We start from the raw sequence: 15,421 nt of genomic DNA, 5'->3' as shown, positions 1-15,421 counted from the left end.
TCGGCAGCAGAATTACGCACTGCCCGCCCGGGGGTGGCGGACTAGAGCGCCGCGCAGTCACCGCCCTTGCTGCCGTTCACCGTGTTCCGCGCGCCGAAGTCCTTGACCGCCGCGCTGTTGCCCGTGCAGTGCAGCGCCCCGTTGACCCGGTTGCCGACCAGGATCGGCCCGTAGTCGCCGGCCAGCCGGCTGTACCGCTCGTTGGCGGTCACCTGGACGTTGCCCGACAGGCTGAACGCACCGTTGACGGTGCTACCGGCGATCGTCACATCCCGGCTGGTACCGGTGATCAGGACGGAGCCGTTCACCCGGCTGCCGAAGAGCTGCACCGCCTCGGCGCCGGTCGCCGCCAGCGCGCCGTTGATCGAGCTGTCGCTGACCACCAGCGACGCACCGGCCCGCACCGTGACACCACCGTTGACCTGGGCCCCCTTGAGGCAGGTCACCCCCGAGCCGACCACCAGCCGCTGCTGCGCGCCGGTCAGCGTCGTGGTGCAGTCCGGCGACGAGCCCGGCAGCACGGTGGCGCGGTAGGAACTCGGCAGGCCGATGTTGCCGGCGGCGTCGATCGCCCGGTGCTCCACCAGGTGGGTGCCGAAGCCCGGCACGAACCCGCCGCTCGGGTGGTCGTCCGGCAGGGTCTGCTCGAAGGTCGCCTTCGACAGGCCGCCGGTACCGAGGTTGCCGTACGTCAGCGCCTTCACGTTCGTGCCCGAGTGGCGGAACTGGAACGGCGATTCGGGCATCGGCTGTTCGGGGAAGCCGAAGTAGTGGAACCAGCCCTGCCTGTCGAGCCGGAGCTGGCCCACGACGTACCGGTCCTCGTCGTACCCGGTGCGGTCGTCCTGCGGGTCGAGCCACATGTCCCAGCCGTTGAAGTACACCGGGTGCTCGGTGCTGCCGGCGAGCCGGGTTAGCGGCGCGGAGAGGGTCCGCGGCGCGGTCGGCCGGGCGTTGTCGACCGTCCACTCGATCCGGTCGGAGACGCCACCCGGATCCGCCGGGTCGGTCACCGTCGCCACCAGCCGGTAGGTGCCCGGGGCCAGGTTCAGCGCGCCGAGGTCGAGACTGCGGCTGTTGTGCGGGTTCGGCAGCGGGCGGCCCTCCAGCGACCAGGTCACCTGGACGATCCGGTCGGTCGGATGGTTGGTCCGTACGAAGACCACCTCGTCACCGGCGACCGGCTGGCTGTTCATCGTGGCGGCGGTGATGGTGGCCTCGGGCCCCGACGGCGTCGCCCTCGTCCCGCCCACCGTCCACTGCCGGGTCTGCACGAACCGGGGCCCGTTGAAGCCGGAGTTCGTGGCGGTGTTGTCGGCCGACGGGTTGCGGACCCAGTCGATGCCGTCCGGGCCGACCGGGTCACGCACCTCGACGTGCACCACGGCCCCGGCGGGCAGGTCCAGCTCGCCGAGGTCGAGGTCGCGGCCGTGGTACGTGTCGAGCACGGTGCCGTTCGCGCCACCGACCCGCCAGGTGACCTCCAGTTCGTGGTAGCGCGGCTGGCCGCTCTCCACCCACAGCACGCTGTCGGCGGCCACCGTGCCCACGGGGGTGTGCCGGATGTTCATCTGCCCGGAGTTCCGCATGCCGGTGACCCGGGCGACCATGTGTTCGAGGCCGACCTGGTCGAAGTCGAACCCGATCCAGCGCATCATCGAGTGCTCGCTCGGCCGGCGCTGGCCGCAGGGGTACGTGCCGCCGCCCTCGTGCGCCCCGATGACGCCGCCGGAGAGGCTCTCCTCGCCGACCCAACGCCACCACTTGTGCTCCTCCGCGACCAGTTGCTCCGCGCTACGGATGGTGTGGTGGAAGCTGCCCGGCTCGCCGCCGGTGTAGCAGGCCCGCACCACGTCCCGGGAGGAGTACGGATACTCGTCGGCCAACGTGCCGAGCGAGTGACCGATCTCGTGCAGCGAGATCAGCGGGCCCTGCGGGGAGCCGCCGGAGGTCGTCGCGTTCGTGCCGCCGATACCGCCGTAGGTGAACGTGTTGAAGATCGCCAGAGTCTGCACGTTCTGGGCGGTACGGGGAATGCCCAGCACCGGCGCCACGTAGGTGTCGATGATCCGGTTGTGCGCCTGCGAGCCGGTCTCGCAGGGGTTCACCCCGGCCGGGTAGTAGGCGGCGAAGCTCGCGCAGTTCAGCGGCGCGCCGCCGTACACGGTGCCGCGCGACAGCGGGTCGTTGCAGCCGTCCTGGTAGATCATCCGCAACGCGGTGTTCTTGGCGTTGATCGGGCCCTCGCGCTGACCGGTGTCCCGGATCGTGCCGTCCGGATGGCGTACCCGGCCGTCCGGGTCGCACCGGACGCCGTAGTCGATCGAGGCGATCTCCACCGCGTACACGTTCAGGTAGTTGCGGTAGCTGCGGAACGGCTCCGTGGCCCACATGACCGCCAGGTTGCGGTCCACGTCCGCCAGGAAGATCTCCTGCTGGTCCCGCTGGTAGCCGTCGCCGAGGATGATCAGGTTCAGTCGCTCGGCCGCCGGGCCGGTGACCTGGATCGGGTGCACCCTCGGGTCGGGCAGCGGCATCGGGCCGTCCGGCCCGGCGCCGCTCGCCGGAGCCCCGCTCGCCCCCAGCAGACCGGCCACCAGAGCCGCCGCCAGCATCGCCACCCTGATCCGCACCGGCTGTCCACCTATCCTCCATCCACCGGAATCTCTTCCGGTGGCATTGAACGGCCACCCGACCGTAACGGTCGGCTCACATCCGAGGCACCCGACAGGTGACGGAACTTGGGTGGGGCGGTGGCCGTGCAAACGTCGCAACGGCGCGGTCGTCCCGGCCGCCGCCGGCGGGGCGGCGGGCGGGTCCGCCACCCGCGCCGCGTAGACTCCTGCCGGGACGATCGCCCTGCTCACGCCCCCTCGTCGCGCCGTGGTCGCCCGCTCGCCGGCGAGCCTCGGAAGGGCCATGACCAAGACGTACGACGTGCCGCTGCTGGTGCTGACCGTGGCGACCGGGGCGATCGACGGCGTCAGCTATCTCGCCCTGGACCGGGTCTTCACCGGCAACATGACCGGCAACGTCCTGTTCATCGGTTTCGGCCTGGCCGGCGTCGCCGGCCTGCCGGTGCTCAACAACCTGGTGGCGCTGCTCGCCTTCATGCTCGGCGCGGTGCTGGCCGCCCGGCTGACCAGGAACGCGTCGGGGCCGGCGAAGCTGCCCCGCTCCGGTCTGGCCATCCTCGCCGCCGGCAGCGCGCTGACGCTCACCCTGGCCGGGCTCTGGCTCGGCACCGGAGCCCCCGGCGAGGTCGCGATGCTGGTCACCACCGGGCTGCTGGCCCTGGTGCTCGGCGCCCAGGCCGCGGCGGTCAAACACATCGGCATCCGGGACCTCTCCACAGTGGTGGTGACGATGACGATGGTGAACCTCTCCACCGACAGCCGGGCCGCGGGCGGCACCGGGGCGGCATGGCTGCGGCGGCTGGCGGCCATCGTGGCGATGGGACTCGGCGCCCTGGCCTCCGCGATCCTGACCCTGCGGGTCGACGGCGCACTGGCGCTGCTCCTGGCCGGCGTGGTGATGGCGGCCGGTACGGCGATGGTCGCGGCGGTCCGCCGGCGAGAGGTGACGGCCACGGGGAGTCCCACGGGCTGAATGTGGGACCGGAATGTCAGCATGGCGGGATGGATATCTACGAGGACGCCCGGACCGTCTCGCGGGCCGATCTGGCCGCGTGGCTGCGTCAGGTGGCGAGCCAGCTGGAGACCGGACAAATCTTCTACGGCGCCGCGGGGACGATCGCCGTCGCCGACCAGGTGTACTGCGAGTTGGAGATCGAGCAGGAGGGGAAGGACGAGTTCTCGATCGAGATCGAGTTCTCCTGGGTCAACCCGAAGCCCACCCCGACAGTCTCCGAGCCCCCCGTCGAGGCGGAGCAGACCACGAAGGCGGAGACGGACGACGCCAAGGCGGAGCACGAGCCGCAGGCCGCGGTCGCCCCTGCCGCGTAGGCACGCCGGCCCGCCTGGGGCGGTCGCGGCGGCCTCCCCGGGCGGGAATCGGCGTCCGCGCGGCCCGGGGCGTCAGCGCAGCCGGCGGCGTCCGCGGAACCAGTCCCGGGAGGCCCGGCTGTTGAGGGCCCAGAGCACCCAGGCCAGCAGGCCCAGGCCGACGAAGGTGATCGCGCCGAAGAGGCCGAGCGAGGCGGTGGCCAACAGGCCCGCCAGCGCGTACGCCGGGTAGGGCGACCACGGGCGGCCAACGGCCAAGCCGACCGCCACCAGCGTGCCCGCCGCGGCCATCACGGCGAAGAACACGGCGGCGCCGATCGAGCCGTCCTCGACCAGCACCCGATGCACCGTCGCCAGGGTGAAGAGCAGCGACAGCAGCGCGAAGACGAGCACGGTGACCCGTACCGGGGTGGGCATGGCGGGGTGGCGGAGCATGTCCCCGTAGCCGCCGCCGGGAGCGCGTACGACCATGAGACAACGATGACCGTCGACTTTTAACGCACGTGGTCACTGTCAGCAAAGCGACAGTACGAGATGCCGGCCTAAGCTACCGCCCATGGCGAAGTACTTCGACGTGCACCCGGACAACCCCCAGCCACGCACCGTCGGCCAGGTGATCGACATCGTCCGCCGGGACGGGCTGATCGCCTACCCGACGGACTCGTGCTTCGCCCTCGGCAGCCGGCTCGGCAACAAGGACGGCATGGACCGGATCCGGGAGATCCGCCACCTCGACAGCGGCCACCATTTCACCCTGGTGTGCCGCGACTTCGCCCAACTCGGCCAGTTCGTGCAGCTCGACAACGCGGTGTTCCGGGCGGTGAAGGCGGCCACCCCGGGCAGTTACACCTTCATCCTGCCGGCCACCCGGGAGGTGCCGCGCCGGCTGCTCCACCCGCGCAAGAAGACCGTCGGCGTACGCATCCCCGCCCATCCGGTCACCCGCGCGCTGCTCGACGAGTTGGGCGAGCCGTTGCTGTCGAGCACCCTCCTGCTGCCCGGCGACGACGAGCCGATGACCCAGGGTTGGGAGATCAAGGAACGCCTCGACCACGCCGTCGACGCGGTGGTCGACGCCGGTGACTGCGGCACCGAACCGACCACGGTGGTCGACTTCTCCGACGGCGAGCCGGAGATCGTCCGGGTCGGCGCCGGCGACCCCGCGCGCTTCTCCTGAGTGCCCGCCAGCCCTGCCGCCGGCCGTCTCCAAGTCGAGTGGTGGTGGAACCTTCGGTGGAGGGCGGTTGCTATCGTCGCCGCCGACGCCGACGATCTCGGCGGCAAGGGGGCAGCGGGCCGACCGGCCACGCCGACGGTTCAGGGGTGCCGGATCACCGCCTGGTGACAGGTCCGGCAGCGCGAGGGTGGCGCGCAGATTCGATCCCGGGGGGACGATGTCCGACGAGACCAGGCTGGCGGAGGAGGGCGTCACCTCCGGTGGCGACCGCTTCGCGGCGGACCGGGCGCACTCACTGCGGGTTCTGTTTCCGGCTCGTGCCGCCACGACCGGTCCGGGACCGGGCACCGCCGGCACGGCGCGGCCCACCCCCGACACCGCCGGCACGACCCGGCCGGCAACCGGCGCCACCGGCACGGCCCGGCCGACGCCCGACACCGCCGGCATGGACGGCGGACGGGCGGCAGGTGCCCGACGTGACGGTGCGGCACCGGCCGGCTCGCCGCTCGCCGTTGCGCGGCGCAGACGGCGGTTCACCCTGCTGACCGCCAGCGGTGTGGTGGTGGGTATGGTCGCCGTCGCGCTGCTGTACTGGGCATGGCCGGCCGCCCCGGCGGGCCGCGCGTCGGTGGACGCCGGATCGTCGCTCGTGCCCCGACCGGACCCGGCCGGCATCCCACCCGCCGGCTCGGTCGGCACCGCAGCGAACCCGTCGCCGGAGGCGACCGCCGCGACCGGCGGCAGCACCGGCTCGGCAGCGCCATCGCCGTCCGGCACCGGGGGCCCCTCCCCCACCCCGACGACCGAGCCCACCTCGACGACCGGACCGACCCCGACGACCGGTCCCACCCCGGCCACCGGTCCCACCGGGTCGGGTCAGGCCGGCTCCGGCCGCCCCAACCCTGACGGGCGCAATCTCGCCCTGCGCCGCCCGGCCACCGCCTCCAGCGTCGAGGGCGACCGCTGGTCGCCCGGGAATGCCGTGGACGGTGATCGCGGCACCCGGTGGAGCAGCGCGTTCAGCGACCCGCAGTGGATCCGGGTGGACCTGGGTCAGCTCTGGCAGATCAGCCGGGTCACCCTGGTCTGGGAGCACGCCCACGCGACCGCGTACCGGGTGGAGACCTCGCGCGACGGCCGGCAGTGGTCCACCCGCTATTCGACCACCACCGGCACCGGCGGCACCGTGCAGGTCAGGATCTCCGGAACGGACGCACGCTACGTCCGCGTGTACGGCACGAAACGCTCCAACCAGTACGGCTACTCGCTGCTGGAGTTCGAGGTCCGCTGACGAGGCGCGTCAGCGCAGCAGGTGCCGGGCGAGTTCGGTCCGGTTACGTACGCCGAGCTTGCGGTAGATGTTGCCGAGGTGGAACTCGATCGTCTTGGCCGACACCGACAGGCGCCGGGCCGCCTCCTGGTTGCTGAGCCCGTCGACGACGGCGGCCGCGACCCGGCGCTCCGTCGCGGTCAGCCGGCTGCCACCCGCCTCGGCATCGACCTGCGACGGGCCGGCGGACCCCGCCGAGGCCGCCGGCGACGGATCTGCCGCTCCGCCCGGACGGACCGGCGGCGCGGTGGCCAGATCCGCCACCTCGGTGACCGTGTGGAGGTCGACGGCGACGCGGGCGAGCAGGCCGGCGGCGCCGGTCGCCGCGTACTCGCTGCTCGCCAGCTCCAGCAACCGGATCGCGTCGGCCCGCCGGCCGAGGCGGGCGTGCTGGACGCCGAGCAGCCAGGCCAGCCGGGCCCGGGACAGCCGTTCCACGGGCCGGTTGAGCCCGGCGAGCGCCTGTTCGAGCCAGCTCATCGCGGCCGGGTCGGCCGGCGCGGCGATCCAGGCCCGCCAGGCGGGCAGCGCCGGCGCGCCCGGCCAGTCCAGCGACGGGTCCTGGATGGCTTCGATGACGGCCTGCGCGGCGGCGGTGTCGCCGCGCAGCGCGTGGTGGGTGGCGAGTTCCCAGCGGTGTTCGAAGACCAGGCCCGAGTTGACCCCGACGGCCGAGCCGACCAGGCGTTCCAGCACGCCCACCCACGCCTCGACGTCGCCGCTGGCCAGGTGCAGCGCGGCGGCGCACTCGGCGATGTGGAAGCCGACCCAGGCGGAACCGGAGCGGGCCGCGAGCACCCGCGCCGCGGCCAGGCAGCGCCGCGACTCCACCAGATCGCCGCCGAGCGCCTCGCACTTGGCCAGCCAGGACACGATCTCGGCCTGGAGGTCGAGCCGGCCGGCCTCGACGGCGTACCCGTGGGCGCGGCGCAGCGTCGCCCGGCCCCGCAGCAGGTCGCCGGACCAGGCGTCGCCCATGCCGAGCATGGTGGTGAACCGGGCCCGGCGTGCCGCGTCGACCTGGTCGCCCGACATCCACCGCTCGACCAGGGCGGCGAAGGTCGGACGGACCCGGTCGGGCCGCAGCGCGCTCAGCGTCGCCACCATCGCACACTCCACGTGGAGCGGGTCGTCGTGCAGTCCCTCGGCGGCGAAGAGGCGCAGCGCGGCGTCCGGGTCACGGTGCCCGAGCCGCCGGCCGGTGCGGGCGCTGACCGCGCAGGCGATGGCGTGGTAGAGGAACTCGACCTCGGGCTGGGCCGGCCGGGCGCGCAGGATCGCCAGCCGGCGCACGAACGGCGGCAGGGCGGCCGGGTCGGCGGTGCGGGACACCGCGAGGAAGGCCTCGGCCACCAGGCGGGCGGCGGTCACCGGAGCGCCGGCCCGGTCGGCGGCGGCCAGCAGCCGGTCGGCGTCCTCCGGCCCCCGATCCGCGCCCCGGTCGATCTCCATCTCAACCACCTTCGTCGTGCCCATCCCTGCCCTAGCCAGGGGATTCCCCAGGGTGCCCGAATCCGTGCCCGGTTGCCGACAGAGGGCGGGCTCCGGGGCGATGCTGGTGCGACGGTACGGCCCATGATCCTCCGTACCCGAAAGAGGGTGGCGTTTGTGGCCGCCGCCCTGCTCGCCATACCTGTTGCGTTGACCGTCACGACCACCACCGCATCGGCCGACAAGCCGTCCGAGCGGCCCCGGCTCTCGTACGCCCGATTCTGTGACCCGACCGGCTGCTACCTCTCCTGGCGGGTCGTGGACAGCGACCGGGACGGCTTCAGCGACGCCGACGAGCTGGCCGCGGGGACCGACCCGTGGGACCCGGAGAGCCACCCGACCCTCCAGGTCGCCGTCGAGCTGGCGTCGGTCGACAAGCTGCCGTCGTTCGCGTACGGGCGCGGCAGCTTCATCGCGTTCCCGGACGAACTCCTCGCACTGCGGGAGACGACGACCGGCACCCCGGCCCTGGGGGTCTTCGCGTTGCCGGTCCGCAAGGACGCCTACGCCCGCCTGGGTGTCGACCTGAAGCAGTTCGACGACCTGAGGCTGTCGGTGGAGCGCGACGGCGTCGCGATCGGTCTCGGCAAGAGGTCACAGACCACCGGCGATCCGGCCAGCTCCTTCATCACTCCGTTCGAGTCGCGCTTCGTCGAGTACACGCCCGGCGAGACGACGCACAGCCCGGCCGCGTACGGCGGCATCGTGCGGACCGAGACGTTCTGGTTCGGCGACACCGACTACCGCCTGCACTACGCCGACGGGTCGTTCGACAACGTCGAGCTGGTGCCGGGGGGCTCCGTCCGGCACCACTTCAACGCCGACAAGTCGGAGGGCCACACGATCTTCCACCAGCGCGAGGAGCGGAGCGGGCCGGACGGCACCTACATCGACGACCTCGTGCTGGTCTACGACAACACGGGCAAGCTGATCAGCGAGACCACGCAGAAGACCCGCGTGCGGAACGGCCGGTCCGACGTGTGGTCCGAGACGACGTTCTACGTCTACAGCGAGGACGGGACCCTGCTCGAAACGGTCAGGCATGAGGCCGTGATCCTCGACAGCGCGACGCACACCTCCGCCGCCCAGACCATCACCACCTGCGATGCGAGCGGGAACTGCGACGACGGCATCAGCGCCCACTACGACTCCGACGACGACAAGCCGGGCGGCGGCGACCACAGCGGCGACACCGGAGGCGACGACGACGCCGAACACGGCGACCCCGAGAACCAGCACGGGTACGTCAACCCCGACTACTCCGACGACCGGGTCGCCGCGGTCAAGGGGATCGGCGGGCTGAGCCGGATCCTCGGCGCCAACATCACCATGGTGCGCAACTGGACGCCGCCGTACGCCGACGGCACGATCCCGGAGAACAAGCTGAGCGGGATCATCTACGTCGACGACACCGCCGGCGTCTTCAACACCGTCTTCTCCGAGCCCCGGATCAGCACCGCGCAGCCGGAAACCCTGCCCGGCGTGCCGGTTCCCTGGCTGGCCGGACCGCCGCCGAATCCGGACGGCTGCAACGGACTCTGCTGAACCCGGAAAGACACCCACTGAGCTGGGGGGAAACGACGCCGCCCGTTCGATCACGATCGGGCGGGCGGCGTCGCCGCGTCCGGCTGCTCAGCCCCGGCAGAGCAGCGCGTCGGGTTCCTTGCCCGGGGACCAGATCCAGGCGCGGTAGGCGACCCCGACGAGGTGTTCGTGCTGGGCGCACTGGCCCTTGTAGTGCCCGACGGCGAAGTCGCCGCCCGGGCCGCCGGCCGGGCGGTCGTCACCCCGGTCGAACCACACGACCCGGGTGCTGCCGCCGAGCGCCGATCCCGCGTCGCGGCACAGCACGGTCGACAGGTTGGCGCCGCGGACCGCGTACCCGGTGATGGTCTTTCCCGGCGGGCACTGCAACTTCGTGAAGCCGACCGCCCAGTCGACGTCCACATGGGATTCGTCCCGGACCACGAGATGCCCGCCGGCATCCGGGCCGTCGAGGCAGAGGCCGCGATTGCCGGTGCGGCTCAGGCCGACGAGCCGCTGGCCGTCCGGGCAGACCGCCTTGCGCGCGCCGGAGTCCCAGTCGGGCTGTGCGCGCATCCGCAGCGACTGGTTGAGGTCGGCGTGGTCGAGGGTGAGCATCGACCAGGTCCGTACCGGGGCGACCGGGCCGGTCAGGCCGCCGGAGACCAGGCGCCGCCAGGTGTCGGCCCGCCAGTCGTCGCCGTCGTAGAGGCCCATCCGTTGGCCCGCGGCGTCCCAGTGCATCAGCCCCCAGCCGTTGCCGCGACGGTTGTCGTGCCAGCCCACCAGCGGCCAGTAGGCGAAGTCGGCGTCGGTGGCGATGAGGTAGTCGACGAAGTTGCGGAACCAGTCCCGGGACCTCTGGTCGGTGTTGTCGCGGCCACCGACCCCGAACTCGCTGATCCACACCGGGGCGGTGAAGTGCCGGTCGCCGTCGAGCGCCACGTACAACGCCTGTCGCCGTACGGTGTCGAGCAGCTGTTCCCGGCTCAGGTCCTGGTAACGCGGGTCGCTGGTCTCGCCGATGCCGGTGGCGCCGCTGTGGTTCGGCCCGGTGTAGCCGTAGAAGTGCGCCGAGTAGACCAGCTTGTTCGACCTGACCAGGGTGTGTGACAGCCGGCCGACCGGTTCGAGCGTCGGCCGCCCGTGCGGCAGGCCGTCCACCGGCAGCCCGAACCAGTTGATGCCCTCCACGATGATCAGCAGGTCCGGGTTGGCCTCGGTCAGGATGCGGTCGCCGGCCCGCTGGGCGGCGGCGTGCCAGTCGTGGCGGTCGCCGAGCCCCCAGTTCGGGTCGTCGAGGATGTTGCGGCGTACCTCGTTGTAGAGGTCCGCGCCGACCACCCGCCGGTTGCCGGCGTATCTGCGCGCCATGAGCAGCCAGTCCTGCTCCCACTGCTGGACGCTCTGGCTCGCGTTCCACCGTTCGTTCCCGTCGAGCCCGCAGCACCACCTCGACGTGTTGGTGTGGTTGTTGAGGATCACCGCGAAGCCCTCGTCGGTCAGGACGCGGATCGCCTCGTCGTAGACCTGCAAGGGGGTCTTCCCGCGCAGTTGCGGGTTGGCCCGGACCGAGGCGTCCGGCACCGGGCGGGTGTCCCGGATCATCTCGTTGGAGAAGGGCAGCCGGATGCTGTTGAGACCCAGCTCGCGGAAGCTGGCGACGATCTCGGCCATCGGCGCGCGGTCCAGCCCGAGCGGCATCTGGTCGGACTTCTCGCCGGCATGGTGGTTGGCCGGGTTGCCCTGGTCGCCGCTGCCGTTCCAGGTGCCGCTCGCGCCGTGCCAGTTGCCGGACTTCAGCTTGAACCGGTTGCCGTCGGCATCGACGACGTACCGGCCCCGGGTGCTCAGCGGCCCGGCCCAGGAGGCGGCCAGGGATGAGCTGGCCAGGCGTGGGGGCGAGGCCCCGGTGCCGCCCTGGGCCGGCGGGGGTACGGCCAGCACGGGTGCCACCAGCAGGCACGGTACGGCGACAAGGGACAGCATCGACGTGCGCATGGCCACCTCTTCAACCGCTCGGCTCCGGCCGTGGTCGATAGTAGATGATCGATGCGCTCAGGGATACCGTCGGGGACTCAGGCCCCCTGCCCCTGGTTCTGCATGAGGCCGCCGTCGATGAAGTAGGTCGATCCGGTGACGTATTCGGCGTCGTCGCTGGCCAGGAAGACCGCCACCCTGGCGATCTCCTGCGGCTGGGCGGCCCGCTTCCACGGGATGCTCTGCACCTGCTCCTCAAGGTACTGGGGATCGTCGATGGCCCGCTGGTTGAACGGGGTGAGCACCATTCCCGGGCCGATGTTGTTGACGTTCATGCGCATCGGGGCCACCTCCAGGGCGAGGCTCTTGGCGAATTCGAGCAGGGCGCCCTTGCAGGTGTCGTAGTCCGCGCCGCCGGCCCGGGCCACCTCCTGGTGGATCGAGGTGATGTTGATGATCTTGCCGCGTCCGCCCTGGTCGCGGCGGTGCCGCACGAACCGCCGGGAGCAGAAGAACGCGCCGTAGACGTTGGTCCGGATGGCCCGGTCCCAGGTGTCGGTGTCCAGGTCGGCCACGAAGATGCCGGAGGCGTCCACCCCGGCGTTGTTCATCAGGATGTCCAGCGTGCCGAACTCCGCGAACGCCTCGTCGAACATCGCCTCGACCTGGTGTTCGACGCTGATGTCGCCCTGCACCACCACGGCGCGCCGGCCGGCCTTCTCGATCTCGGCCTTCGTGTGGTTGGCCCCCGCGTGGTCGTGCAGGTAGTGCACCACCACGTTGGCGCCCTCCCGGCCGAACTCGATGGCGGTCGCCTGCCCGATGCCGGAGTCCGAGCCGGTGATCAGCGCGGTCCTCCCGTCCAGCCGTCCGGTCATCGGGGTGCTCCCTTCGCAGATCCTGTCCGGCCCGCGCATACCCGCTCGGCCGGGCGCTAACCGGGCGGGGGTGGCCAGTCATGGCGCTTGCGCGGCCCGTCGCCGGCCGCCTCGCTCTGGGCGATGGCCCAGGCCGCGTTGATCAGGCCGATGTGGGACAGCGCCTGGGGAAAGTTCCCGATGAGACGGCCGTCGCGCCGGTCGATCTCCTCCGACAGCAGACCGACGTCGTTCGCCCGGCCGGTGACCAGCTCGAAGATCTGCCGGGCCCGGTCGGTCCGGCCGGCCAGCACCAGCGCCTCCACCAACCAGTACGAGCAGATGACGAAAGCGCCCTCCGCCCCCGCCCCCGTCCAGCGTTGCACCAGGCCGTCCCGGACCAGGTCGCGGTCGATGGCGTCCACGGTCGCCCGGACCCGTGCGTCGTCACCGGGCAGGAACCCGACGATCGGCATGATGAGGACACCGGCGTCGAGATGGTCGGAGCCGAAGGCGCCGGTGAACGCCCGGACCGACGGGCTCCAGCCGGCGTCGAGGATCGCCGCGCGGAGCTGCGCCATCGCCTGCGACCACCGGGGGACCTCCGCCTCGGCGTCCAGCATCGGCGCCAGCCGGATCGCCCGGTCGAGGGCCACCCAGCACATCAGCTTCGAGGTCAGATAGTGCCGCTCGCCCTCCCGCCCCTCCCAGATGCCGGCGTCGACCTCCGGCCAGGTGTCGGCGGCCCGGTCGGCCAGGGCACGCAGCAGGGCCGAGGCCGCGGGCGACAGGTCGTCGAGCCGGTCCCGGAGGATCCACGCGCACTCCATGACCTCGCCGAGCACGTCGAGTTGCCGCTGTCGCCAGGCGTCGTTGCCGACCCGTACCGGCCGGCTGCCCTGATAGCCGTCGAGGTGCGCCAGGCTGTGCTCGGTCAGATCTCGCTCACCGCCGGCACCGAGCATGATCGGCACGTGGTCACCGGCGGTCACCGACCCCAGCGACGCGGCCTTCCAGTCGAAGAACCGGTGCGCCTCGTCGGGGCAGGCGGCGACCCAGAGGGCCTTCAGGGTGAAGCTGCCGTCGCGTAGCCAGCCGAACCGGTAGTCCCAGTTCGCGGCGCCGCCGATCTCCTCGGGCAGCGAGGTGGTGGGCGCGGCGATCACCGCGCCGGTGGGCTGGTAGGTCAGCGCCTGGAGCACGAGGGCGCTGCGCCGGACCTGCTCCCGGTAGGGTCCCTGGTAGCCCTGGTGGAGACCGGCCCACGACCGCCAGCCGGCGATCGTGTCCCGCAGCGCCGCCCGCCCGTCCAGCGGCGTCGTCGGCGGGTCCGCGGCGCTGCGGTGGTGCAGCGTGAAGACCGCGTCCCGGCCCTCGGTGAGCGTGAACCGCCCGGTCACCCGGGAGCCGTCGGCGGTCAGGTCATGATCGCCGGTCAGCAGCAGCCGATCGGCGCCACCGGTCAACTCGATCCCGCCCGCGGCACCGGCCACGACGGGCTCGACCAGGCCGTACTCCGGCCGGGCCGCGACCTCGACCGCCACCTCCACCACACCGGCGAGCACCTCGACGTGCCGGATCAACACGTGCGGGGAGGTGAAGCCGATGCGGTGCCCGCGCTCCCCCGCGCCGAGGCTGAGGGCGTCGGTCACCCGCAGCACCCCGCCTCCGGTGCGGAACTCCGTCCGGACGGCCATCGTCCCGTCGACGTAGTGGCGGGTCGTGGTGAACTGCCCGCAGGGGCGGATCGACCAGTGCCCGCCCGCGGGGTCGAGCAGTCGCGCGAAGACGCTCGGCGCGTCGAACCGCGCCGGGCACCACCAGTCCACGGACCCGGCCGACGACACCAGCGCGGCCCCGTGGCAGTCCCCGAGGAGCGCGTAGTCGCTGATCGCCGCCACGCCCGGCTCGTACCCGTGGCGGCGCGCGTTACTCGTCCCGGCCGGCGCGGCGGCCCAGCGGCACGGGTACGGCGTGTCGCGCCACGTTAGATCGATATATTTCCGTGCATGATGCCCCCCGTCACGATCCGCCGGCGCGCCGCCGCCGGACTCGTCGCCACCCTGCTCGCCGCGACCGGCACCCTCGCCGCGCCGCCCACCCCCGCGCTGGCCGCCGATCCCGCCTACCGGTCACTGAGCACCGCCAGCAACCCGGACTGGATGCGCCGCCTGCCCGACGGCGCCAGCCTCGCCGCCCTCTCCCTGCCCGGCACCCACGACACCCTGTCCATCCACGGCGGAGCCTGGACCCAGACCCAGGAGAATTACGGCAACAGCGCCGGCACCCTCGCCGCCCAGCTCGACGCCGGCGTGCGGGCCATCGACATCCGGGCCCGGATCAACAGCGGCAACACCTTCACCATCCACCACGGCGCCACCTACCAGCAGGCCAACTTCGACGACGTGCTGGCCGTGCTCGGCGCCTTCCTCGCCGCGCGGCCCACCGAGACCGTGATCATGCGGCTCAAGCACGAGTGCACCGGGGAGATCGGGTCCTGCGCCGACGCCACCGGGCAGCTCGGCTTCGCCGACATCTTCGACCGCTACCGCTCCGCCCGCCCGGGCCTGTTCTGGGGCCCGTCGGTCGAGCGGGGCGCCGGCGCCGGCATACCCACCCTCGGCGCGGTGCGCGGCAGGGTCGTCCTGGCCGTGCTGCACGGCCCGCGGGGCGGCCGGTACGGCCAGTACGGCCTGGCCCAGTTCGCCGACTGGGGGCACGGCTCGTCGACGTACATCCAGGACGAGTACGACGTGCCGAACGTCGGCGCCATCGCCACCAAGCGCGACCGGGTCCGCCGGCACCTGGACGCGACCAGCGCCGGCGACCCGACCAGGATGTACGTCAACTTCGCCAGCGGGGCCAGCGTCTTCGCCACCCCGGCGGCGGTGGCCGGCGGCGCGCTCGGCGTGCAGGGCGTGAACCCGTTCCTGTTGACCTACCTCAACGAGGGGCCCGAGGTGCACCCGCCGGTCCGCCGCACCGGCATGCTCATGCTCGACTTCCCCGGCGGCGGTCTGCTCGACCGGATCATCGCGGTCAACACCACCACCTGAGCCGGCCCCACCCACGACAACTGGCAACAGTCTTGACAGTT

At 72.4% G+C, this 15,421-nt stretch carries 11 protein-coding genes and 1 pseudogene; 6 read left to right on the top strand and 6 right to left on the bottom strand.

The annotated features are described in order from the left end of the window. Positions 1-41 precede the first annotated feature (41 nt). Positions 42-2,633 carry a M64 family metallopeptidase gene (locus ACQPYA_RS13700; RefSeq protein ID WP_433532961.1) on the bottom strand — a complete coding sequence of 864 codons (2,592 nt, stop codon included), beginning with the start codon at positions 2,631-2,633 and terminating at the stop codon, positions 42-44. 286 nt (positions 2,634-2,919) lie between these two features. Between ACQPYA_RS13700 and ACQPYA_RS13695 the strand changes: the two genes are divergently transcribed. Continuing rightward, entirely contained in the window at positions 2,920-3,609 is a 690-nt protein-coding gene (locus ACQPYA_RS13695) for a YoaK family protein (RefSeq protein ID WP_433532960.1), read from the top strand. 29 nt (positions 3,610-3,638) lie between these two features. Beyond that, positions 3,639-3,965: an amphi-Trp domain-containing protein gene (locus tag ACQPYA_RS13690; protein WP_433532959.1), complete on the top strand. Its 327-nt coding sequence runs from the start codon at positions 3,639-3,641 to the stop codon at positions 3,963-3,965. Between the two features lie 72 nt (positions 3,966-4,037). Here the strand turns inward: ACQPYA_RS13690 and ACQPYA_RS13685 are convergent, their stop codons facing one another. Further along, positions 4,038-4,436 (bottom strand): hypothetical protein, encoded by a 399-nt coding sequence (locus tag ACQPYA_RS13685; RefSeq protein WP_433532958.1) that lies wholly within the window; start codon positions 4,434-4,436, stop codon positions 4,038-4,040. Between the two features lie 85 nt (positions 4,437-4,521). On the opposite strand from ACQPYA_RS13685, the gene ACQPYA_RS13680 reads away from it, so the two are divergent. After that, entirely contained in the window at positions 4,522-5,142 is a 621-nt protein-coding gene (locus tag ACQPYA_RS13680; protein WP_433532957.1) for an L-threonylcarbamoyladenylate synthase, read from the top strand. A 217-nt stretch (positions 5,143-5,359) separates the two neighbouring features. Continuing rightward, positions 5,360-6,433, top strand: a complete 1,074-nt coding sequence (locus tag ACQPYA_RS13675; RefSeq protein WP_433532956.1) for a discoidin domain-containing protein — start codon at positions 5,360-5,362, stop codon at positions 6,431-6,433. 9 nt (positions 6,434-6,442) lie between these two features. Here the strand turns inward: ACQPYA_RS13675 and ACQPYA_RS13670 are convergent, their stop codons facing one another. Beyond that, positions 6,443-7,924, bottom strand: a complete 1,482-nt coding sequence (locus ACQPYA_RS13670; protein WP_433532955.1) for a helix-turn-helix transcriptional regulator — start codon at positions 7,922-7,924, stop codon at positions 6,443-6,445. Positions 7,925-8,047: 123 nt separating this feature from the next. Between ACQPYA_RS13670 and ACQPYA_RS13665 the strand changes: the two are divergent. Further along, positions 8,048-8,260 (top strand): annotated as a pseudogene (locus ACQPYA_RS13665) (hypothetical protein); the annotation flags it as partial. A 1,335-nt stretch (positions 8,261-9,595) separates the two neighbouring features. Here the strand turns inward: ACQPYA_RS13665 and ACQPYA_RS13660 are convergent. The 3 genes from ACQPYA_RS13660 to ACQPYA_RS13650 form a co-directional block, all read right to left on the bottom strand. After that, a complete protein-coding gene (locus ACQPYA_RS13660; protein WP_433532954.1) occupies positions 9,596-11,488 on the bottom strand; it encodes a glycoside hydrolase family 5 protein in 1,893 nt (630 codons plus the stop codon). Positions 11,489-11,565: 77 nt separating this feature from the next. Continuing rightward, positions 11,566-12,345, bottom strand: a complete 780-nt coding sequence (locus tag ACQPYA_RS13655) for a glucose 1-dehydrogenase (protein ID WP_433532953.1) — start codon at positions 12,343-12,345, stop codon at positions 11,566-11,568. Between the two features lie 56 nt (positions 12,346-12,401). Next, the gene (locus ACQPYA_RS13650) at positions 12,402-14,225 is read right to left on the bottom strand and encodes a glycoside hydrolase family 15 protein (RefSeq protein WP_433532952.1); all 1,824 of its coding nucleotides are present in this window, start codon (positions 14,223-14,225) and stop codon (positions 12,402-12,404) included. Positions 14,226-14,333: 108 nt separating this feature from the next. On the opposite strand from ACQPYA_RS13650, the gene ACQPYA_RS13645 reads away from it, so the two are divergent. Further along, on the top strand, positions 14,334-15,380 hold the full coding sequence (locus ACQPYA_RS13645) for a phosphatidylinositol-specific phospholipase C (RefSeq protein WP_433532951.1): 1,047 nt from the start codon (positions 14,334-14,336) through the stop codon (positions 15,378-15,380). Positions 15,381-15,421 lie beyond the last annotated feature (41 nt).

The organism is Micromonospora sp. CA-263727 (assembly GCF_050942455.1).
In the GTDB taxonomy this organism is placed as follows: Bacteria; Actinomycetota; Actinomycetes; order Mycobacteriales; family Micromonosporaceae; genus Micromonospora.
This window is presented reverse-complemented; position numbering and strand designations above follow the sequence as displayed.